This is a genomic window from Streptomyces sp. NPDC053513 (assembly GCF_044544765.1).
Taxonomy (GTDB): Bacteria; Actinomycetota; Actinomycetes; order Streptomycetales; family Streptomycetaceae; genus Streptomyces; species Streptomyces litmocidini.
This window is the reverse complement of the sequence record NZ_JBITXP010000018.1, coordinates 101,788-123,132: the sequence shown is the minus strand read 5'-3', so window position 1 is coordinate 123,132 and position 21,345 is coordinate 101,788. Positions and strand designations below refer to the sequence as shown.

19 protein-coding genes are annotated in these 21,345 nt (G+C 73.5%); 18 read left to right on the top strand and 1 reads right to left on the bottom strand.

What is annotated here, in order from left to right; all coding sequences use genetic code 11:
• Window positions 1–222: 222 nt before the first annotated feature.
• The 7 genes from ssd to ACIGW4_RS27035 all read left to right on the top strand — a co-directional run bounded on the left by ssd (window position 223) and on the right by ACIGW4_RS27035 (window position 5,471).
• Window positions 223–1,323, top strand: coding sequence for a septum site-determining protein Ssd (gene ssd / locus ACIGW4_RS27065; RefSeq protein WP_399583300.1), 1,101 nt, complete (start codon window positions 223–225; stop codon window positions 1,321–1,323).
• On the top strand, window positions 1,320–2,519 hold the full coding sequence (locus ACIGW4_RS27060; RefSeq protein ID WP_399583298.1) for a TadA family conjugal transfer-associated ATPase: 1,200 nt from the start codon (window positions 1,320–1,322) through the stop codon (window positions 2,517–2,519). The genes ssd and ACIGW4_RS27060 overlap by 4 nt, the downstream gene beginning before the upstream one ends.
• The gene (locus tag ACIGW4_RS27055) at window positions 2,516–3,394 is read left to right on the top strand and encodes a type II secretion system F family protein (RefSeq protein ID WP_399583296.1); all 879 of its coding nucleotides are present in this window, start codon (window positions 2,516–2,518) and stop codon (window positions 3,392–3,394) included. Before ACIGW4_RS27060 ends, ACIGW4_RS27055 begins: the two co-directional genes overlap by 4 nt.
• Window positions 3,391–4,182 carry a type II secretion system F family protein gene (locus ACIGW4_RS27050; RefSeq protein WP_399583294.1) on the top strand — a complete coding sequence of 264 codons (792 nt, stop codon included), beginning with the start codon at window positions 3,391–3,393 and terminating at the stop codon, window positions 4,180–4,182. The genes ACIGW4_RS27055 and ACIGW4_RS27050 overlap by 4 nt, the downstream gene beginning before the upstream one ends.
• Before the next feature lie 125 nt (window positions 4,183–4,307).
• Window positions 4,308–4,514, top strand: coding sequence for a DUF4244 domain-containing protein (locus tag ACIGW4_RS27045; RefSeq protein WP_123457357.1), 207 nt, complete (start codon window positions 4,308–4,310; stop codon window positions 4,512–4,514).
• Window positions 4,501–4,857, top strand: a complete 357-nt coding sequence (locus tag ACIGW4_RS27040; protein WP_399583292.1) for a TadE family type IV pilus minor pilin — start codon at window positions 4,501–4,503, stop codon at window positions 4,855–4,857. Before ACIGW4_RS27045 ends, ACIGW4_RS27040 begins: the two co-directional genes overlap by 14 nt.
• On the top strand, window positions 4,854–5,471 hold the full coding sequence (locus ACIGW4_RS27035; protein WP_399583290.1) for an Rv3654c family TadE-like protein: 618 nt from the start codon (window positions 4,854–4,856) through the stop codon (window positions 5,469–5,471). Before ACIGW4_RS27040 ends, ACIGW4_RS27035 begins: the two co-directional genes overlap by 4 nt.
• On the opposite strand, the gene ACIGW4_RS27030 is transcribed toward ACIGW4_RS27035, so the two are convergent.
• The gene (locus ACIGW4_RS27030; protein ID WP_398708291.1) at window positions 5,425–7,890 is read right to left on the bottom strand and encodes a DEAD/DEAH box helicase; all 2,466 of its coding nucleotides are present in this window, start codon (window positions 7,888–7,890) and stop codon (window positions 5,425–5,427) included. The two genes, ACIGW4_RS27035 and ACIGW4_RS27030, sit on opposite strands and share 47 nt — an antisense overlap.
• Before the next feature lie 80 nt (window positions 7,891–7,970).
• Between ACIGW4_RS27030 and ACIGW4_RS27025 the strand changes: the two genes are divergently transcribed.
• The 11 genes from ACIGW4_RS27025 (at window position 7,971) to topA (ending at window position 21,263) form a co-directional block, all read left to right on the top strand.
• A complete protein-coding gene (locus ACIGW4_RS27025; protein WP_015034520.1) occupies window positions 7,971–8,324 on the top strand; it encodes an STAS domain-containing protein in 354 nt (117 codons plus the stop codon).
• Window positions 8,325–8,339: 15 nt separating this feature from the next.
• Window positions 8,340–8,798: an ATP-binding protein gene (locus ACIGW4_RS27020; protein ID WP_123453109.1), complete on the top strand. Its 459-nt coding sequence runs from the start codon at window positions 8,340–8,342 to the stop codon at window positions 8,796–8,798.
• 151 nt (window positions 8,799–8,949) lie between these two features.
• A complete protein-coding gene (locus tag ACIGW4_RS27015; protein ID WP_399583287.1) occupies window positions 8,950–11,268 on the top strand; it encodes a sodium-translocating pyrophosphatase in 2,319 nt (772 codons plus the stop codon).
• Between the two features lie 161 nt (window positions 11,269–11,429).
• Entirely contained in the window at window positions 11,430–12,122 is a 693-nt protein-coding gene (locus ACIGW4_RS27010; RefSeq protein ID WP_123453105.1) for a small secreted protein, read from the top strand.
• 105 nt (window positions 12,123–12,227) lie between these two features.
• Window positions 12,228–13,781, top strand: coding sequence for a methyltransferase (locus ACIGW4_RS27005; protein ID WP_359586817.1), 1,554 nt, complete (start codon window positions 12,228–12,230; stop codon window positions 13,779–13,781).
• Window positions 13,778–14,782, top strand: coding sequence for an ArsR/SmtB family transcription factor (locus ACIGW4_RS27000; protein WP_398708295.1), 1,005 nt, complete (start codon window positions 13,778–13,780; stop codon window positions 14,780–14,782). The genes ACIGW4_RS27005 and ACIGW4_RS27000 overlap by 4 nt, the downstream gene beginning before the upstream one ends.
• 124 nt (window positions 14,783–14,906) lie before the next feature.
• Window positions 14,907–15,923 (top strand): ABC transporter ATP-binding protein, encoded by a 1,017-nt coding sequence (locus ACIGW4_RS26995; protein WP_359586819.1) that lies wholly within the window; start codon window positions 14,907–14,909, stop codon window positions 15,921–15,923.
• A complete protein-coding gene (locus tag ACIGW4_RS26990) occupies window positions 15,920–16,693 on the top strand; it encodes an ABC transporter permease (protein ID WP_123453097.1) in 774 nt (257 codons plus the stop codon). Before ACIGW4_RS26995 ends, ACIGW4_RS26990 begins: the two co-directional genes overlap by 4 nt.
• 13 nt (window positions 16,694–16,706) lie before the next feature.
• On the top strand, window positions 16,707–17,525 hold the full coding sequence (locus ACIGW4_RS26985) for an ABC transporter permease (protein WP_398708299.1): 819 nt from the start codon (window positions 16,707–16,709) through the stop codon (window positions 17,523–17,525).
• Window positions 17,526–17,792: 267 nt separating this feature from the next.
• The gene (locus ACIGW4_RS26980; RefSeq protein ID WP_123453093.1) at window positions 17,793–17,990 is read left to right on the top strand and encodes a hypothetical protein; all 198 of its coding nucleotides are present in this window, start codon (window positions 17,793–17,795) and stop codon (window positions 17,988–17,990) included.
• 384 nt (window positions 17,991–18,374) lie between these two features.
• Window positions 18,375–21,263, top strand: a complete 2,889-nt coding sequence (gene topA, locus ACIGW4_RS26975) for a type I DNA topoisomerase (RefSeq protein WP_399583283.1) — start codon at window positions 18,375–18,377, stop codon at window positions 21,261–21,263.
• Window positions 21,264–21,345 lie beyond the last annotated feature (82 nt).

Below are 21,345 nucleotides of genomic sequence, written 5' to 3'. Positions count from 1 at the left end.
CCGGCTCTCGATGCATCACTCACAGTAATCGTCGGACTGCGTTCCGGACAGCCCGCGAAGGGGTGGCGAAGTTATTCACAGCCCCTCGCTTATCCACAGTTTTTCGGCGAGGTCGGCACGATTTCCAGGACGGCCCCACGGTGATTCCTGTCGCGAAGTTCGCGGCCGACAGGAATCACGAGAGGGGCGTGCGCCGTGGGGACATCCAGGACTTCCGGGGCCATGGGTACGGCACACGGAGCGAGGCAGGACGGGGCGGGACAGGAAGGACCGCGCCGGCCCGGCCCGCTGATCGTCACCGAGGACCTCGGGCTGCTCGACGACCTCCTGCGGCTGTGCGCCGCCGCCGGGGTCGAGCCCCAGGTGGACCACCGGGTGCCGCACCGGCGCGAGACCTGGACCGATCCGCCGCTCGTCCTGATCGGCGATGACGTCGCCGCCCATTGCCGGGGAGCGGTGCGCAGGCCCGGGACCCTCCTCGTCGGCCGCGACCGGGACGACCCGGAGCTGTGGCGGCTGGCGGTCGAGATCGGCGCGGAGAGCGTCCTGAGCCTCCCCGGCGCCGAGAGCCTCCTCGTCGACCGCCTCGCCGACGCCGCCGAGGGAGCCGACAGGGCGGCGCTGACGGTCGGCGTCGTCGGCGGCCGGGGCGGCGCGGGCGCCTCCACCCTGGCCTGCGGTCTCGCGCTCGCCGCCGCACGCGCCGGGCACCGCACGCTGCTCGTCGACGGGGACCCGCTGGGCGGAGGGCTCGACGTGCTGCTCGGCGGCGAGCGCGAGGAGGGCAGGCGATGGCCCGACTTCGCCGCCTCGAAGGGCCGACTGGCCGGCGGCGCCCTGGAGGAGTCCCTGCCGTCGGTGCGCGGCGTCCGGGTGCTCAGCTGGGGCAGGGACGCGGTGGCGCCGGTGCCGCCCGAGGCCGTGCGGTCCGTGCTCGCCGCCGCGCGCCGTCGGGGCGGGGCCGTCGTGGTCGACCTGCCGCGCGGAGCCGACCCTTCGGTCACCGAGGCACTGGCCCAGCTCGACCTCGGACTGCTCGTCGTGCCGGGAGAGCTGAGGGCCGTCGCGGCCGCCCACCGGATGGTCTCGACGATCGGCCCGGTCGTGCGCGACCTGCGCGCCGTGGTCCGCGGTCCGTACGCGGCGGGACTCGACGAGCGGTGGGTCGCCGACGCGCTGCGGCTGCCGCTCGTGGGTGAGCTCCCCTACGACCCGGGGATCGTGGCCGACCAGGATGCGGGCGTGCCGCCGGGTGCCGAACCCCGGGGGCCGCTCGGCCGGTTCTGCGCCGCCTTCTGGGAGCGCGCCGGCGGTGAGGCATGACCGGGACAGGGCTCGCGGCCCGGGGCGCGGACGGTGTCGCGGGCGGTGGGACGGGGCTTCTCGACGCCGTGCGGCAGCGGCTCGCGGCGAGCGGAGCCGAGCCCACCCCTGCGCGCGTGGCGGCGGCGCTGCGGGCCCAGGGGAGGCTGCTCGGCGACGCGGAAGTGCTCGGCGCGGCCGAGGAGCTGAGGTGCGAGCTGATCGGCACCGGGCCGCTGGAGCCGCTGCTCGCCGACCCGGCGGTCACCGACGTCCTCGTCTCCGCACCCGACCAGGTGTGGGTGGACCGGGGCACCGGCCTCGAGCGGGCCCCGGTGTCCTTCCCCGACGCCGCCGCGGTCCGCCGCCTCGCGCAGCGGCTCGCGGCGGTGGCCGGGCGCCGTCTCGACGACGCCCGCCCCTGGGTCGACGCCCGGCTCCCCGACGGCACCCGGATGCACGCGGTCCTGCCACCGGTCGCGGTCGGCTCGACCTGCCTGTCGCTGCGAGTGGTCCGCCCGCGCGCCTTCTCCCTGGAGGAGCTGGCCGCGGCGGGCACCGTGCCGCCGGACGGCGCGCCGATCCTGCGGGCCCTGATCGACGCCCGCGTGTCGTACCTCGTCAGCGGCGGCACCGGCACGGGCAAGACCACGCTCCTCGCGTCGCTCCTGGGGCTCGTGGGGGAGCGGGAGCGGATCGTGCTCGCCGAGGACTCGGCGGAGCTGCGGCCGGACCACCCGCACGTGGTGCGCCTGGAGGCGCGGCCGGCGAACCAGGAGGGCGCCGGGCTCGTGACCCTGCGGGATCTGGTCCGCCAGGCTCTGAGGATGCGTCCCGACCGACTGGTGGTCGGAGAGGTCAGGGGCGGCGAGGCGGTGGATCTGCTCGCCGCTCTCAACACGGGCCATGAAGGCGGCTGTGGAACGGTCCACGCCAACACGGCCGCGGACGTTCCGGCCCGGCTCGAAGCCCTGGGGACGGCGGCCGGACTCGACCGGGCCGCCCTGCACAGCCAGCTGGGCGCGGGCCTGTCGGTCGTGCTGCACGTCGTACGGGACCGGGACGGGCGGCGGCGGATCGCCGAGGCGCACGTTCTGGAGCGGGACCGGGACGGCCTGGTCCGGACGGTGCCGGCGCTGCGGTGGGGCGCGGCCGGGTTCGAGCGGGAGCGGGGCTGGGAGCGGCTGAGGTCGCTGATCGGAGGGGGGTCACGATGACGGGCGAGATGGTGCCGGTACGGGGCGTGGCCCATGGAGCGGCGGTGCTCTGCGCGGCGCTCGCCCTGTGGTGGACGGTCGAGCGGCGGCGCGGGGCGGGCCGGGCGCGGGCGGTGCTCGCGGGCGGGGGTACCGGCGGGCGCGGCGGCTGGGAGTGGCCGGCGGTGGCCGCGCGGTGGTGGGCCGCGCTGCGGGGACGGCGCGCGTGGCTGTGCCTGCCGGCGGCGGGGGTTCTCGACCTCCTCGGTGAGTCCCCGCTGCCGCTGCTGGCGGGGGCGCTCGCGGTACCCCTGGTGGATCGGCGGCTGCGGGCCGCGGGGCGCGGGAAGGAGCGCGAGGCGCGGGCCGAGCGGGTGGTGGCCCTGTGCGGAGCGGTGGTGGGCGAGTTGAGGGCCGGATGGCAGCCCGCGCAGGCGCTGTCCTTCGCGGCCCGGGAGACGGGTGCGCTCGGTGCCGCGGAGGCGTCGGTGCTGGCGGCGGCCCGGTTCGGCGGGGACGTGCCGGAGGCGCTGCGGCGGGCGGCCCGGCAGGACGGTGCCGACGGGCTCGCGGGCATGGCGGCCTGCTGGCAGGTGGCCGTCGACGGGGGCGCGGGCCTGGCCGCCGGACTCGACCGGCTGGAGGCCGCCCTGCGGGACCACCGTGAGCAGCGCGACCGCCTGCGGGCCGAACTGGCCGGTGCCTGGGCCACGGTGACGGTCCTCGCCCTGCTCCCGGCGGCCGGACTCGCCCTCGGTGCCGCCCTGGGCGCCGATCCGCTGAGGGTGCTGCTGCACACACCGGCCGGCCTGGGCTGTCTGGCCGTGGGCGGGGCGCTGGAGGCGGCCGGACTGTGGTGGGCCGCGCGGATCGTGCGGGGAGGGGAGCGGGTGTGATCGGGGAAGCGGTCCACCACGTGCCGGACGGCGTTCGAGCGGCGGTCCTTCCGCTCCTGGTCGCGGTCCTGTGCGCGCAGGGTGTCATCGAGGTGCTGCGCGGACTGCGGGCACGCCGGACGCGGTGGCAGGCGAGGGCTCTCCTCGCGAGCCCGGAACCGCGCCTCCGGAAGGGCTGGAGCGGGCTGCCGTCGTGGGTGTGGCCGTGGTCGGCGCCCCTCGTCGGACTCGGCGTCGGCTGGGTGCTGTTCGGCGAGATCGGTGGCCTGTGTACCGGGGTCTTGGTGGCCGTCGGAGCGAGGTGGAGGGCGGCGCGGCGGCCCTTGCCGACGTCGGCCGGCGAGGAGGTGGCGGCACGTCACCTTCCGCTCGCCGCAGATCTGTTGGCGGCCTGCGCCGCCTCCGGAGCCGGACCGGGTGAGGCGGCGGAGGCGGTGGGACGGTCGTTGGGCGGCCCGCTCGGCGAGCGTCTGACCCGCACGGCCGCCGAACTGCGGCTCGGCGGCGAACCGGCCGAGGTGTGGGGGAGGTTCGGCGCGATACCGGGTGCCGAAGGGTTGGCCCGCTGCATGGAGCGGGCCGGTTCCTCGGGAGCACCGGCAGCGGAGGCCGTCGCCCGGCACGCGGCCGCCCTGCGCGCCGCCCGCGCCCGCGCGGCGGCGGCCGGGGCCCGGAGGGCCCAGGTGCTGATCAGCGCGCCCGTGGGGCTCTGCTTCCTGCCCGCCTTCCTGGCGGTGGGCGTGGCCCCGGTGGTGATCGGCCTCGCGACGGGGCTGCTGGACGGATGAACACGACGGCACGACGAGACACGGCACGACGAGACGCGGCACGACGAGAGACGACGAGGAGCGGTGACATGACAGATCACGGCGCGGCACGGCAGGACGAGGCGGGGCGGGGCGAGGAGGACGGTATGGCGTTCAAGGCGCGACTGCGTGGCTGGTGGCGGGCGCGGCGGGCGGCAGCGCGCCGCGACGACGGGATGACCACGTCCGAGTACGCGGTGGGGACGATCGCCGCGGCGGCGTTCGCCGCCGTCCTCTACAAGATCGTGACCAGTGGGGCGGTCTCGGGAGCACTGGAGTCGGTGATCGGGAAGGCCCTCGATGCGCCGTTCTGACCGGGGGTTCGTGACCGTGGAGGCGGCGATGGTCCTGCCCGTCCTCGCACTGTTCACGGTGACCCTGCTCTGGGCGCTGGCCGCGGCCGCCGCGCAGATCCGGTGCGTGGACGCGGCGAGGGCGGGGGCGAGGGTGGCGGCCCGTTCGGAGCCGGTGGCCGCCGCAGAGGCGGCCGCCCGTGCCGCCGCCCCTGAGAGCGCCCGGGTGTCGGTGGCGAGGGAGGGCGAGCTGTGGCGGGTGACGGTGGAGGCGGCGGCCCCGGGCCCCCGGGGCATGGGCGTCACTCTGAGAGCCGAGGCGGCGGCCCTCGCGGAGGACACGGTGGGCGGGGGAGCCCCATGACGGCCACCGGGCGCCGCGGCGCTCCTGTTCGATCCTGGCCGGAACACGGGACCGCGAGCCGGGGCACGACCCGGCTGACGGCCGTACGGCCGACCCGACTGGCGGCGGCCACACGGCCGATCCAGCTGCCGGCCAGAAAGCCGACCTGGCAGCCCGCCAGACGGCCGTCCCGGCTGCCGGGCGAGTGGTCGGTCCCGCTGCCGGGCGGGCGGTCGGCCGGGTGGCCGTCCCCGCTGCCGGGCGAGCGGTCGGACCGGGGTACGGGGGCGGTGGGGGATCGTGGGGCGGCGACCGTGTGGGCCGCGTTCGCCGCGTGTGCCTTGTGCGTGGTGTTCGGGGTGGTGCTCGCGCTCGGGCAGGCGGTGGCGGCCAGGCACCGGGCCGGCGGGGCCGCCGACCTGGCCGCCCTCGCCGCCGCCGACCGGGCCCTGTGGGGCGAGGCCGAGGCGTGCGCCGCCGCCTCACGTGTGGCCGTCGCGCAGGGCGCCGAGCTGGCGCGGTGCGCGGTGCGGGACGGGGTCGCGGACGTGACCGCCCGGGTGGTGCGCGGCCCGTACAGGCCGGAGGTCAGGTCGCGGGCGGGTCCTCCGGAGCCTCCCGCAGGAGTTCCGTGAGGAGGCGGACCGCGCCGCGCTTGTGGAGCGGATCGTTGCCGTTGCCGCACTTCGGGGACTGGATGCAGGAGGGGCAGCCCGCCTCGCACTCGCAGGAGGCGATGGCCTGCCGGGTGGCCGTCAGCCAGGCGCGGGCCGTGTGGAAGGCGCGCTCGGCGAAGCCCGCGCCGCCCGGGTGCCCGTCGTACACGAAGACGGTGGGCAGCAGGGTGTCGGGGTGGAGCGGCACGGAGACGCCGCCGATGTCCCAGCGGTCACAGGTGGCGAAGAGCGGCAGCATGCCGATGGAGGCGTGCTCGGCGGCGTGCAGGGCGCCGCCGAGGATCTCCGGGTTGATCCGGGCGGCGTCGAGCTGGTCCTCGGTGACCGTCCACCACACGGCCCGGGTGCGCAGGGTGCGGGGCGGCAGGTCGAGCTTGGTCTCGCCGAGCACCTCGCCGGTGATCAGACGGCGGCGGAGGAAGGAGACGACCTGGTTGGTGACCTCGACGGAGCCGTAGCAGAGGCGGCCGGCTCCCCAGGGGATCTCGGTGTCGGTTTCGAGGACGGTGATGGAGGTGGTGTCGCGGGCGGTGGTGGAGTACGGGGGGACGGCCTCCTCGACGAGGGCCACGGAGTCCTTGAGGTCGAGCTCCCGCACCAGATAGGTGCGGCCCTGGTGGAGGTGGACGGCGCCCTCGTGGACGGCGGCGTGGGAGGCGGCCTCGTCGACGGTGCCGAGGAGGCGGCCGGTGCCGGCCTCGACGATCCGGACGGGGCTGCCGCCGCCGCCCCGGATGTCGGTGAGGTCGGCGGCCCGCTCACGGCGGGTCCAGTACCAGCCGGTGGGTCGGCGGCGCAGCAGACCGGCCCCTTCCAGCTGGGGCAGCAGGCCGGGCGCGGCCGGGCCGAAGAGGACCAGGTCCGGCTCGGTCAGCGGGAGCTCCGCGGCGGCGGCGCACAGATGGGGGGCGAGGACGTAGGGGTTGTCGGGGTCCAGGACGGTCGTCTCGACCGGCTGCTCGAAGATCGCCTCCGGGTGGTGGACGAGGAAGGTGTCCAGCGGATCGTCCCGGGCGACCATGATCGCGAGGGCGCCCTCGCCGGAGCGGCCGGCGCGGCCCGCCTGCTGCCACAGGGAGGCCCGGGTGCCGGGGTAGCCGGCGATCACGACGGCGTCCAGGCCGGAGACGTCCACGCCCAGCTCCAGGGCGGTCGTGGCGGCCAGGCCGAGGAGCTCCCCGGAGTGCAGGGCCCGCTCCAGGGCGCGGCGCTCCTCGGGCAGGTAGCCGCCCCGGTAGGCGGCGACGCGGCGGGCGAGCGCGCGGTCGGTCTCGGCGAGCCGTTCCTGGGCGATCACCGAGATCAGCTCGGCGCCGCGCCGGGAGCGGACGAAGGCGACCGAGCGGACGCCCTGCCTGGTCAGGTCGGTCAGCAGGTCCGCGGTCTCGGCGGTGGCGGTGCGGCGCACGGGCGCGCCGCGCTCGCCGTGCAGCTCGGTCAGCGGCGGTTCCCAGAGGGCGAAGACCAGCTCGCCGCGCGGGGAGGCGTCGTCGGAGACCTCGGTGACCGGCAGGCCGGTGAGGCGGCCGGCGGCCCGGGCCGGTTCGGCGGAGGTGGCCGAGGCGAGGAGGAAGACGGGTTCGGAGCCGTACCGGGCGCAGACGCGGCGCAGACGGCGCAGCACCTGGGCGACGTGGGAGCCGAAGACGCCCCGGTAGGTGTGGCACTCGTCGATCACGACGTAGCGCAGGGAGCGCAGGAAGGAGGACCACCTGGGGTGGGAGGGGAGTATGCCCCGGTGCAGCATGTCGGGGTTGGTCAGCACGTAGTTCGCGTACTGCCGGACCCACTCGCGTTCCTCGAACGGAGTATCGCCGTCGTAGACGGCGGGGCGGATCCGGTTGCCGAGCGGGGCGGCCAGTTCCCGTACGGCGCGTCGCTGGTCGGCCGCGAGGGCCTTGGTGGGGGCGAGGTAGAGCGCGGTGGTGCCGCGGCCGTTCGGGGCCTCCGCGCCGTCCAGGAGGGTGCTGAGGACGGGGGCGAGGTAGGCGAGCGACTTGCCCGAGGCGGTGCCCGTGGCGATCACCACGGACTCGCCGTCCAGGGCGTGCTCCGCGGCCTCCGCCTGATGGGCCCAGGGGTGCTCGATGCCGGCCTCCTGGATCGCCGCGATCACCTCCGGGCGGATGCGGTGCGGCCAGACGGCATGGCGGCCCTGCCGAGCGGGCATGTGCTCCGTATGAGTGATGCGCGCGGCCCGGCTCTCGCCCGAGGAGAGACGGTCGAGGACCATGCCGGGAGAGGGGCGGCTGCCCTTTTCCCCGGCCGGGCGACGGGGGCGCTGATTCTTGGCCATCGGCACCGAGTGTGTCACTGCCATGACGGACAATGCTTCCAAGGCGTCGTGCATGGCTGCTGGTAAGTGATTGAATGCCATCGCGGCTGGCGTTCCGTTCCTCGGCTCCGCCCCGGAGACCCGAGAAAACGATCGCCCGATAGCAAGGTGCTGGAGGATCCGTGGACCTGTCCCTGTCGACTCGCAATGTGTCCGGTGCTGGCGGTGACCGTACGGTCGTCGAGGTCGGTGGCGAGATTGATGTGTATACCGCGCCCAAGCTGCGCGAGCAGTTGGTCGAGTTGGTGAACGACGGCAGCTACCACCTGGTCGTCGACATGGAGGGCGTGGACTTCCTCGACTCCACCGGCCTCGGTGTGCTCGTCGGCGGCCTGAAGCGCGTGCGCGCCCACGAGGGCTCGCTGCGCCTGGTCTGCAACCAGGAGCGCATTCTGAAGATTTTCCGGATCACGGGTCTCACCAAGGTGTTCCCGATCCACACCTCGGTCGACGAGGCCGTCAACGCCGTCGACTGAGCCCAGGGGGTTCGCATGGCCACCGTTGAACTCCGCTTCAGCGCTCAGCCGGAACACGTCCGTACGGCCCGCCTGGTGGCGGCCGCGGTCGCGCGCCGGGCGGGTGTGGACGAGGCGGTCCTCGACGAGGTGCGTCTCGCTGTGGGTGAGGCCTGTTCGCGTGCGGTCGGGCTGCATCGCAGCAACGACGTCACGACCCCCATCCGGGTCGTCCTGACCGAGGAGGAGAAGACGTTCTCCATCGAGGTCGGCGACGAGGTGCCGGGCGCGGGGGTGGCGGCGGCCGATGCGGCCGGTGTCCCCGGTGCGCGGGCCGCGGCCCCGGCCGAGGACTTCGACGACGCCGACGGCGAGGACGAGATGGGGCTCGCGGTGATCCGCGGGCTCGTCGACGACGTCGAGGTGAGCGCCGGCCGGGACGGCGGCACCATCCGGATGACGTGGCCGGTGAGCTCGGCGGACGTGCTGTCCTGACCCGTACGCGGGCGGGGCCCACCCCCCGTACACGTGCATGAGAGAAGAGGCCCTGCGACCGCAGGGCCTCTTCCCTTGTGCGCCGGGCGTCCTCGCCCACGAATTGGTGCATCCCCATATGTACCGTCTTGTCTCCCTATGATCCGTCTCCATGGACCCCACAACGCTCGCCGCGGCGGTGCTCACGAGCGGGAACCGGACGATCGTGGTCGTCGTCGCGGCCATCGCCCTCGCCGCACTGGTCGTCGCGCGGCTCCTCGTCCGACAGGTGCTCGCGGCGGGCGAGGGCACCGAGAGGATGAGGGCGATCGCCGCCGCCGTGCAGGAGGGCGCCAACGCCTACCTCGCGCGGCAGCTGCGGACCCTCGCCGTCTTCGCGGCCGCCGTGTTCTTCCTGCTGATGCTGCTGCCGGCCGACAACTGGTCGCAGCGGGCAGGACGTTCCCTGTTCTTCCTGGTCGGGGCGCTCTTCTCCGCGGTCACCGGCTACCTCGGCATGCGACTCGCCGTACGGGCGAACGTGCGGGTGGCCGCCGCGGCCCGGGAGGCCACGCCGGCGCCGGGCGAACCCGAGAGGGACCTGAACGAGGTCGCGCACCGGGCCATGCGGATCGCGTTCCGCACGGGCGGGGTCGTCGGCATGTGCACGGTCGGCCTCGGACTGCTCGGGGCCGCCTGCGTCGTCCTCGTCTACGCCGCCGACGCGCCCAAGGTCCTGGAGGGATTCGGGCTCGGCGCGGCGCTCATCGCCATGTTCATGCGAGTGGGCGGCGGGATCTTCACCAAGGCCGCCGACGTCGGCGCCGACCTCGTCGGCAAGGTCGAGCAGGGCATCCCCGAGGACGACCCGCGCAACGCCGCCACCATCGCCGACAACGTGGGCGACAACGTCGGCGACTGCGCCGGCATGGCGGCCGACCTCTTCGAGTCGTACGCCGTGACCCTGGTCGCCGCGCTCATCCTCGGCAAGGCGGCCTTCGGCGATCACGGCCTCGCGTTCCCCCTGATGGTGCCGGCCATCGGGGTGGTCACCGCCGTGATCGGCATCCTCACGGTCGCCCCGCGGCGCGCCGACCGCGGCGGGATGAGCGCGATCAACCGCGGCTTCCTGGTCTCGGCGGTCATCTCGCTGGTGGGCGTCGCCGTCGCCGCCTTCGTCTACCTGCCGTCCTCGTACGCCGAGCTCGAGGGCGTCACCGAGCCGGGCATCCACGGCCACGGCGGCGACCCGCGGGTCCTCGCCCTGGTCGCGGTCGCCCTCGGCATCGTCCTCGCCGCGCTCATCCAGCAGCTCACCGGCTACTTCACCGAGACGAGCAGGCGGCCGGTCAGGGACATCGGCAAGTCCTCCCTCACCGGCCCGGCGACCGTCGTCCTCGCGGGCGTGGCGCTCGGCATGGAGTCCGCCGTCTACACGGCCCTGCTGATCGGACTCACCGTCTACGGGGCGTTCCTGCTCGGCGGCGCCTCGATCATGCTGGCGCTGTTCGCGGTGGCCCTCGCCGGGACGGGCCTGCTCACCACCGTCGGGGTGATCGTCGCCATGGACACCTTCGGTCCGGTCGCCGACAACGCCCAGGGGATCGCGGAGATGTCCGGGGACGTCACGGGGGCGGGCGCGCAGGTCCTCACCGACCTCGACGCCGTCGGCAACACCACGAAGGCCATCACCAAGGGCATCGCCATCGCCACCGCCGTCCTGGCGGCCTCGGCGCTCTTCGGCTCGTACCGGGACGCCATCGCGACCTCGGTCGCCGACGTCGGGGAGTTCGGCGTGAGGGTCGGCGAGGTGACGCTCTCGATGGACATCTCGCAGCCCAACAACCTCTTCGGCCTGATCCTCGGCGCGGCGGTCGTCTTCCTCTTCTCGGGGCTCGCGATCAACTCGGTTTCCCGCTCGGCCGGTTCGGTCGTCTACGAGGTGCGGCGGCAGTTCCGCGAACACCCCGGGATCATGGACTTCACCGAGAAGCCGGAGTACGGGCGGGTCGTCGACATCTGCACCAAGGACGCGCTGCGCGAACTCGCCACGCCCGGGCTGCTCGCCGTGATGGCCCCGATCGCGGTCGGCTTCACGCTCGGGGTCGGCGCGCTCGGCGCGTACCTCGCCGGGGCGATCGGTGCGGGCGCGCTGATGGCGGTTTTCCTCGCCAACTCCGGTGGCGCCTGGGACAACGCGAAGAAGCTGGTCGAGGACGGGAACCACGGCGGCAAGGGCAGCGAGGCGCACGAGGCGACCGTCATCGGGGACACCGTCGGCGATCCGTTCAAGGACACGGCGGGCCCGGCGATCAACCCGCTCCTGAAGGTGATGAACCTGGTCGCGCTGCTGATCGCCCCGGCGGTCGTGCGGTTCAGCTACGGCGGCGACGCGAGCCCCGGGCTGCGGGCGGCGGTCGCGGCGGTCGCGCTCCTCGTCGTGATCGGCGCGGTCCGGGCGTCCAAGAGGCGGACGGTGTCGATGTCCTGACGTGGCGTCCGTCTCATTACCGGGGGTTTCCGGGTGGGGCGGGAAGCTTATCCCTTGGTTCAAAAGACTGCAATATGGTACGAATCGGTCGTACGAAAAGTGGAAGTAGCCCGTTCGGCGTGTATGTTCCGGGGCCGAGAGCCTTGGAAGGGACCGATCCGTTGAACAAGAAGCTTGCGGCCGCACTGTCCGGCGGCACGGTACTGATGCTCGCGCTGGCCGGTTGCAGCAGCGACGAGGGCGACAAGGTGGGTGACTGGGCGAAGACGTTCTGCGACCAGGCCAAGCCCCAGATCCAGAAGCGGGCCGACGCCCACCAGATCATCATCTCGACCGCCGCCGACAGCAAGCCGGCCGAGATCCAGGCCGCCGACTCGAAGGCGTTCCAGGACATCGCGAACGCCGACCGGGCCCTCGCCAAGGCCGTCCAGACCGCCGGAGCCCCGCCCGTCGAGAACGGCGAGAAGGTCAAGCAGGACGCGATCAAGGAGCTCAACGACACCGCCGTGGCGTACGAGGGGCTCAAGAAGCAGGTCGACGCGCTGGACCCGACGAACCAGCAGAAGTTCGCGGACGGCCTCCAGACCGTCGCCGACGGCCTGACCAAGATCGAGAAGATGGACCAGAACGCCCTGTCCAAGCTGGAGGACGGCGAACTGGGCCAGGCGATGGCCAAGCAGCCCGGCTGCCAGAAGCCCACGGCCTCGGTCCCGCCGAAGACCTCCGCCTCCCCGAACGCCGGCACCACCTCCGACCCCGACGCCGCCTCCGACTCGGATTCCGACTCCACGAACCCGACCAAGAAGGCGTCCGCCAAGCCGACCAAGAAGCCCACGGCCGGCAAGAGCGAGTGAGCGGGTAGGAGCACCGGGGACCGGACGGCCCGGCGCCCGCGGCGATCCGCCGCATGCCGCCGGGTCGGCCGCCCGGATGTCGGTGGCGGCCGTCACAATGGAGCGGTGAGTACGACCAGCCTGCCCCCCCGCCTCCCGGTGCCCGCGCACGCCGCCCGTCTGCGCGAGGCACTGCTCGCCGCCGACTTCACCGCCGACGGACTCCTCGACCTGCTCGGCGCCCCGGCCTACGCGGCACTCGCCCGCAGCGAGACCGTGCCCGCCCTGCGCGCCACCCGCGGTGACTCCCCGCTGGAGACCCTCGTCCGGCTCTTCCTGCTCCAGGAGCCCGTCACGGCCGACCGGGCCGCCGCCGCGCTCCCGCTGGAGGAGGCCCTCGGCGACGGCTGGGTCGTCCGCGAGGACGGCACCGTCCTCGCCACGGTCGACGTCCGGCCGTACGGCGGACCGGACGGCGAGGACTGGTTCATCGTCTCCGACCTGGGCTGCGCGGTCGGCGGCGCCGGAGGCATCGGCAGGAAGGACGAAGGAGTCGTCCTCGGCGTCGGCGGCGCCTCCACCACACTCGCCGGCATCACGGTCCGCACGCCGGTCTCCTCCGCCCTCGACCTCGGCACCGGCTCCGGCATCCAGGCGCTGCACGCGGCCCAGCACGCCACCCGGGTCACCGCCACCGACCTCAACCCGCGCGCCCTCGACTTCACCCGGCTCACCCTCGCCCTCTCCGGCGCCCGGGAGGCCGAGCTGAGGACCGGATCGCTCTTCGAGCCCGTCGACGGCGACACGTACGACCTGATCGTCTCCAACCCGCCGTTCGTGATCTCCCCCGGCGCCGGCCTCACCTACCGGGACGGCGGGATGAGCGGCGACGACCTGTGCCGCACCCTCGTGCAGCAGGCCGGGGAGCGGCTCAACGACGGCGGATACGCCCAGTTCCTCGCCAACTGGCAGCACGTCGAGGGCGAGGAGTGGCAGGAGCGACTGCGCTCCTGGGTGCCGCGCGGCTGCGACGCCTGGATCGTGCAGCGCGAGGTCCAGGACATCACCCAGTACACGGAGCTGTGGCTGCGCGACAGCGGCGACCACCGCGGCGACCCGGCCGCCTACCGGGCGGCGTACGACCGCTGGCTCGACGAGTTCGAGGCAGGCAAGACCCGAGCGGTCGGCTTCGGCTGGATCACGATCCGGCGCAACGAGGCCGTGGCCTCCGGCGCGGTCGAACCCTCGATCGTCATCGAGGAGTGGCCCCACCCCGTCGAACAGCCCCTCGGCCCCACCGTCCGCGCCCACTTCGAGCGCCAGGACTACCTGCGCGGCCACGACGACGCCGCGCTCCTCGCCGACCGGTTCACGCTCGCGCCCGAGGTGGTGCAGGAGCAGGTCGGACTGCCGGGCGCCGAGGACCCGGAGCACGTGGTCCTCCGGCAGAACCGCGGCATGCGCCGCGCCACCAAGGTCGACCACGTCGGCGCCGGGTTCGCCGGCGTGTGCGACGGCACGCTCAGCGCCGGCCGCATCCTCGACGCGATCGGACAGCTGATGGGCGAGGACCCGGTCATGCTGCGGGACCGCACCCCGCAGGCGATCCGGCTGCTCGTCGAGGAGGGCTTCCTGATCCCCGACTCCCTGCTGTCCGTGACCGAAGGGAGCGGTGCTTGATACGGATCGAACTGGACGAGGCCTCGCTCGGGGCCACCCGGATCGCGATCAGCCCGCTGCGCGACGCGTTCTGCTCGATGCACCTCGCGCAGCCCCACCGGCACCCCTCCTGGCCGTACCAGGAGTGGGTCGGGCAGGCGCGCGAGGTGTGGCGCGAGGACGACCGGCTCCGCCCGCTGTGGGACCTGTTCGTCCCGGAACGGCACGTGGTCTCCGACTTCCTGCTGCCCCGCCCCTTCGGCACGGTCCACGTCCACGAGGAGCTCGCCGCACTGCGGGCCACCGACCCGGAGTTCGTCCGCGCCCAGGCGGCCGTCTGCTACCCCGGCATGGCCGACGCGCCCTTCCTCCAGCCCTACCTGAAGGACCCGGAGGCCGCCTGCGCGGCGCTCGCCGACGCGTACGCCGCCTACTGGGAGGGCGCGATCGAACCGTACTGGCCCACGATGCGCCGCCTCGTCGAGGACGAAGTGCTCGTCCGGGCCAGGACGTTCGCGACGGAGGGCGTCGACGCGCTGTTCACCGGCCTGGAGACACGGGGGCGCTGGCAGCCGCCCGTACTCGAACTGACCAAGCACATCGACGCGGAGTACGCCCCCGGCGAGCGCCGCCTCGTCCTCGTCCCGCTGGTCTTCGCGGAGGGCTGCCGGCTCTACTCCACCGACGACCCCGAGGTCTTCGCGCTCAGCTTCCAGGCCCGGGGCGCCGCCGCCCTGCGCGAACCCGCCGAACCCGTCGCCGAGGACCGGCTCGGGCTGATGCTCGGCCGGGGCCGGGCGGCGGTCCTGCGCGAACTGGGCGGCCCCCTGACCACCGCCGGGCTCGCCGACCGGCTCCGCCTCGCCCCCAGCACGGTCTCCGAGCACCTGTCGGTCCTCGCGGAGGCCGGCGTCGTGACCCGCCACCGCGTCGGGCGCTCCGTGTACTACCAGTTGACGGACACGGGACGTTCCCTGCTCGCGCTGCTCGCGGGAGAGGACGTCCTCACCGCCGTGGCCTGACGGGCCGCCGCCCCGGCCCGACGATTCGGGAAGCGCGAACCGCGGATTCGCCGCCCCGGCACCACGATTCGGAGCCTTCCGAATCGATGGCCCGGCCCTTCCGGCGGCCCCTACCGTCCGGCGCATGCTCGCAATCGAGGCGGACGCGCTGCGCCGCACCTACACCAGCCGGACCGGGTGGCCGAGGTCCCGGCGGACCGAGACCGAGGCCGTGCGCGGAGTCACCTTCGAGGTGGCGCCGGGGGAACTGTTCGGCCTGCTCGGGCCCAACGGCGCCGGCAAGACCACCACCATCAAGATGCTCAACACCCTGCTGCTGCCGACCTCCGGCACGGCACGGGTGTTCGGCCACGACGTGGCCCGCGACCCCGTCGCCGTACGCCGCAGGATCGGATACGTCTTCGGCGGCGACCGGGGCCTGTACGACCGGCTCTCCGCCCTCGACAACCTCCGCTACTTCGCCGAGCTGTACGGCGTCCCGGCGCGCGACCAGAAGCGGCGCATCGCCGAACTCCTCGACCTCGTCGGCCTGGTGGGACGGGAGAAGGAACGCGTCGAGGGCTACTCGCGCGGCATGCGCCAGCGCCTCCACATCGCCCGCGGACTGCTCCACCACCCCGACGTCCTCTTCCTCGACGAACCGTCCATCGGCGTCGACCCCGTCGCCGCCCGCGACCTGCGCCGCACGGTCGCCGACCTGGCCGCCGCCGGCACCACCGTCCTCCTCACCACCCACTACATGGCCGAGGCCGACGAGCTCTGCGACCGGATCGCCGTCATCGCGGGCGGCCGCATCCGCGCCCTCGGCACCCCCGACAGCCTCAAGTCCCTCGTACGGGAACGGGACGTGCTGGAGATCGAGGCCTACGGCGTGGACGAGGAGCGGCTCGACCGGGTACGGCGCGTGCCCGGCGTGCGGGGCGTGTCGACGGAGGACCGGGGAGCCCTGCAGACCGTCACCGTGCAGACCGGACGCGGCGCCTCCGACCTGCACGGACCCGTCCTCGCCGCACTCGACGGCGTACGGATCGGCAGGGTCACGAACCGCGAACCCTCCCTGGAGGACGCCTACATCGCGATCGTCGAGGAGACGGCCGGGCCCGGGTCTCCGGGGACCGAGGCCGAGGAGGCGGCCGCATGACGCGCCTCCCACGACTGGTCCTCGTCGGGGTGCGCACCCACGTCTCCTCCATGTCGCGCTCCCCGATCGAGATCACCTTCGCCCTCCTCGTCCCCCTCGTCCACGCCACCCTCGCCGTCCACCTGTTCCGCGCCGCCGGCGATCCGGACCGGCTGCTCACCGCCTCCGTCGGGGCCGGACTCATGGGCATCTGGGGCTCGGTCCTCTTCGGCTCGGGCGGCGCGGTGCAGAACCAGCGCCTGCTCGGCACCCTGGAGACCCTGGTCGTCGCACCCACGCCGCTCGCGCTCGTCCTCCTCCCCATCACCCTCGCGACCGCCGTCATCGGCACGTACGCGATGGGCGCGACCGTCCTGTGGGGCGTGCTGCTCTTCGACGTGCCGCTCGACTTCGCGCACCCGCTGCTCTTCCTCGTCGCCGTCCCGGTGTGCGTCCTCGCCCTCGGCATGACGGGGCTGCTCCTTGCCGCCACCTTCGTCCTGCTCCGCAACGCCAACGCCCTCGCCAACCCGCTCGACACCCCCGTCTGGCTGCTGTCCGGGCTGCTCGTGCCCGTCACCGTGCTGCCCGTCTGGACCCGCCCGATCTCCTGGGCGCTGCCCACGACCTGGGGTGCGCGGGCCGTGCACGCGGCGACCTCCGGCGGGGACGTCGTCGCACCGATGCTCACCGCCGTCGCCCTCGGTTCCGGATACGCCCTCGCCGCCGTCCTCGTCCTCGGGCGCGTGGAGCGCCGGGCCCGCGCCGCCGCCACCCTCGCCCTCGCCTGAAAGGCACCGTCGGATGTTCCGCTTCCGGTGCCGACTCCTCGGCTTCCGCTTCCACGCCTCCTCCCGGCTGCTCGTGGTCGGCGGAGCGATCTCGTACCGCGCCCTGTTCAACTGGACGACCCCGCCGATGTTCATCGGAACGCTCCTGGTCGGGCCGCTCCTCCAGGTTTTCTTCTTCGTCTTCCTGGGCAGGGAACTGGGTGTCGCCGACGATCGTTTCCACCTCGTCGGCAACGCCGTCCTCGCAGCTTCCGCCTCCTGCGTGTACGGCGGCACGATGGCCGTCGCCAACGAGCGCCGGTACGGCACCCTCGGGGCCGTCCTGCTCTCCCCCCGCCACAGGGTCCCGCTGTGGCTCGGACGAGCCCTCCCGTACGTCCTCAACGGGCTGTTCGTCAGCGCCTTCGTGCTCACCGCCGCCGCCCTCGTCCTCGGGCTGCCCGTGCCCGTCGGGGCGCTGCCCGGGCTCGGTCCGGTGCTGCTCGTCGCGGCGGGCGCCTGCTCGGCCTTCGGGCTCGCGCTCGGGGCGCTCGGGCTGCGCTTCCGCGACGTGTTCCTGGTGTCGAACGTGGCCAGTTCCGGGCTGCTGCTCCTGACGGGCGCCGTCGTGCCCCGGGAGACGCTGCCGGAATGGATGCGGGCCGCCGGTGAGCTGCTGCCGCTCACGCACGCGGCGGACGCGGCGCGCGGGCTGACCGCGGGCGCGGGCCTGGACGGTCGCCTGCTCGGGGCCGAGCTCGCGGTCGGCGCCGGGTGGGGGCTGCTCGCCGTCGTCCTCCTCGCCGTCTTCGAGCGGGGGAGCCGGCACCGGGCCACGCTGGACGTGATGTGACGGACGTGATGCGACAGGGGTGGTGTGACGAACGTGATGGGGCGGGCGTGATGTGACGAGGGACGTCACACGGCGGGAGAGAAAAAGAGGAGGGGCGGGGAGGGGCGGGGGGAGGGGCCCCCGAGGCGGACCACTACCGGCCATCTTCGTGAAACCGTACGACCCCGGCCCACTCCGTTCACCCGGAGTTCGCGCCCTCGATGCCCAGGGCTGTCAGCCTCGGCCGCGAGGGGCGAACACCGCACGTGAACGGAACGGGGGACGGGCATGGAGAGCGGGCCGGCGATCTTCGCGGGGGCGGCGTTCACGCTGTTCGGAGGCGCGCTGCTGCTGTGGACCACCGTGCGGGCGCTGCACCGTGAGCCCGTGGCGTACGGGGTCCCTCCGCGCACCGCCGTCGCGTTGACGGGCCTCGCCGGTGCCGTCTCGCTCCTCCTCGGCGTCTGGTGTTTCGGCCGGCTCTGAAGCGAGCGCCCCACCCGGTCCGAACCTGGTCCGAATCCTGCCCGCACCCGGCCCGCACCCGCCCCGAAGCCGGTCGTGACGCCGGCCCGGCCCCGGTCCCGAGTCGTGTGACGGACCCGGTTCTGGATCCGGTCCGGGTTCCGCTTCCGGTTTGTTTGTGATCTCTCCGAGATGTCCCCCGCCCCGCCGGACCGGGAGTCCGGGCGGCAGGAATGCCAGGACTCGGGTTACCGTTCGAGTGGCCGTTGCGGGCTTTTGCCGTTTGACACGGGGGCGGGTTGTACCGTCACACTCCGCAGCGACGGGAGCGTCACCGTCCGTGCGCTGCCGTGCGTGCCAGTGCCGTACGTGCCAGAGAGCGTCGATCCGGAGAGAAGAGCGAAGTTGTCCCCGACCAGCGAGACCGCACACGGCGGCCGCCGACTCGTCATCGTCGAGTCGCCTGCCAAGGCGAAGACGATCAAGGGCTACCTCGGCCCCGGCTACGTCGTCGAGGCGAGCGTCGGGCACATCCGCGACCTCCCCTCCGGCGCCGCCGAGGTGCCGGAGAAGTACACCGGCGAGGTGCGCCGCCTCGGGGTCGACGTCGAGCACGACTTCCAGCCCATCTACGTCGTCAACGCCGACAAGAAGGCGCAGGTCAGGAAGCTCAAGGAGCTCCTCGCCGAGTCCGACGAGCTCTTCCTCGCCACCGATGAGGACCGCGAGGGCGAGGCCATCGCGTGGCACCTCCAGGAAGTGCTGAAGCCCAAGGTCCCGGTCCACCGGATGGTCTTCCACGAGATCACCAAGGACGCGATCCGCGAGGCCGTCGCCAACCCGCGCGAGCTGAACCAGCGCATGGTCGACGCCCAGGAGACCCGCCGCATCCTCGACCGGCTGTACGGCTACGAGGTCTCGCCGGTCCTGTGGAAGAAGGTCATGCCGCGGCTGTCCGCCGGCCGCGTGCAGTCCGTCGCCACCCGTCTCGTCGTCGAGCGGGAGCGCGAGCGCATCGCCTTCCGCTCCGCCGAGTACTGGGACCTCACCGGCACCTTCGGCACCGGCCGCACCGGTGACGCCTCCGACCCGTCCTCGCTGGTCGCGCGCCTCGCGACGGTCGACGGCAGGCGCGTCGCGCAGGGCCGTGACTTCGGCGCCGACGGGCAGCTGAAGACCGCGAACGTGCTCCACCTGGACGAGACGAACGCGCGGGCCCTCGCCGCCGCGCTCGCCGACACGGCGTTCTCGGTGCGCTCGGTCGAGTCGAAGCCGTACCGCCGCTCCCCGTACGCCCCCTTCCGGACCACCACCCTCCAGCAGGAGGCGAGCCGCAAGCTGGGCTTCGGCGCGAAGGCGACCATGCAGGTGGCGCAGAAGCTGTACGAGAACGGCTTCATCACCTACATGCGTACGGACTCCACGATCCTCTCCGACACCGCCGTGGCGGCGGCCCGGGCGCAGGTCACGCAGCTGTACGGCGCCGACTACCTGCCGGAGAAGCCGCGCGTCTACGCGGGCAAGGTGAAGAACGCGCAGGAGGCGCACGAGGCGATCCGGCCTTCGGGTGATCGTTTCCGCACGCCGGCGGAGACCGGGCTCACCGGCGACCAGTTCAAGCTGTACGAGCTGATCTGGAAGCGGACCGTCGCCTCCCAGATGAAGGACGCGACCGGCAACTCGGTCACCGTGAAGATCGGCGGCACCGCCGCCGACGGCCGTGACGCCGAGTTCAGCGCCTCCGGCAAGACGATCACCTTCCACGGCTTCATGAAGGCGTACGTGGAGGGGGCCGACGACCCGAACGCGGAGCTCGACGACCGCGAGCGGCGCCTGCCGCAGGTCGCCGAGGGCGACGCGCTGACCGCCGAGGAGATCACGGCGGACGGCCACGCGACCAAGCCGCCGGCCCGTTACACCGAGGCCTCGCTGGTCAAGGAGCTGGAAGAGCGCGAGATCGGCCGCCCGTCGACGTACGCCTCGATCATCGGCACCATCCTCGACCGCGGCTACGTTTTCAAGAAGGGCACGGCGCTCGTCCCGTCCTTCCTGAGCTTCGCCGTCGTCAACCTCCTGGAGAAGCACTTCGGGCGGCTCGTCGACTACGACTTCACCGCCAAGATGGAGGACGACCTCGACCGCATCGCGCGCGGCGAGGCCCAGGCGGTGCCGTGGCTGAAGCGCTTCTACTTCGGCGAGGGCGAGTCCGGCGGGACGGGCGGCGGCACGGGTGGCGCGGCGGACGCCGGGAACGGCGACGGCGACCACCTCGGCGGCCTCAAGGAGCTCGTCACCGACCTCGGCGCGATCGATGCGCGCGAGATCTCCTCCTTCCCCGTCGGTAACGGCATCGTGCTCCGCGTCGGCCGCTACGGCCCGTACGTCGAGCGCGGCGAGAAGGAGCAGGAAGGCCACCAGCGGGCCGACGTGCCCGACGACCTCGCGCCCGACGAGCTGACCGTCGAGCTCGCCGAGGAGCTGCTCGCCAAGCCGAGCGGTGACTTCGAGCTGGGCACGGACCCGGCCAGCGGCCACCAGATCGTCGCCAAGGACGGCCGCTACGGCCCGTACGTGACGGAGATCCTGCCCGAGGGCACCCCGAAGACCGGCAAGAACGCGGTGAAGCCGCGCACGGCCTCCCTCTTCAAGTCGATGTCCCTGGACACCGTCACCCTGGAGGACGCGCTCCGGCTGATGTCCCTCCCGCGGGTCGTCGGCACGGACGCCGAGGGCGTCGAGATCACCGCGCAGAACGGCCGCTACGGCCCGTACCTGAAGAAGGGCACGGACTCGCGGTCGCTCACCGACGAGGAGCAGCTCTTCACGATCACCCTCGAAGAGGCGCTCGCGATCTACGCCCAGCCGAAGCAGCGGGGCCGGGCCGCGGCCAAGCCGCCGCTGAAGGAGCTGGGCACCGACCCGGTCAGCGAGAAGCCCGTGGTCGTCAAGGACGGGCGCTTCGGCCCGTACGTGACGGACGGCGAGACCAACGCCACCCTGCGCACCGGCGACAGCGTGGAGACGATCACGCCGGAGCGCGGTTACGAGCTGCTCGCCGAGAAGCGGGCCAAGGGTCCGGCGAAGAAGGCCGCCAAGAAGGCCCCGGCGAAGAAGACCGCGGCGAAGAAGACGGCCGCGAAGACGGCGGCGAAGAAGACCACCGCAGTCAAGAAGACGGCCGCGAAGACGGCGGCGAAGAAGACCACCGCAGTCAAGAAGACGGCCGCGAAGAAGACCACGACGGCGAAGAAGACGACCACCGCCAAGAAGACGGCGGCGGCCAAGCCGGAGTAGCCCCGAGCGGTTTCCGGAGGGGCCGGCGGGAGGGCGGGAGCGGTGCTCCCGCCCTCCCACGTTTGTTCGGGCGCGGGCCGCG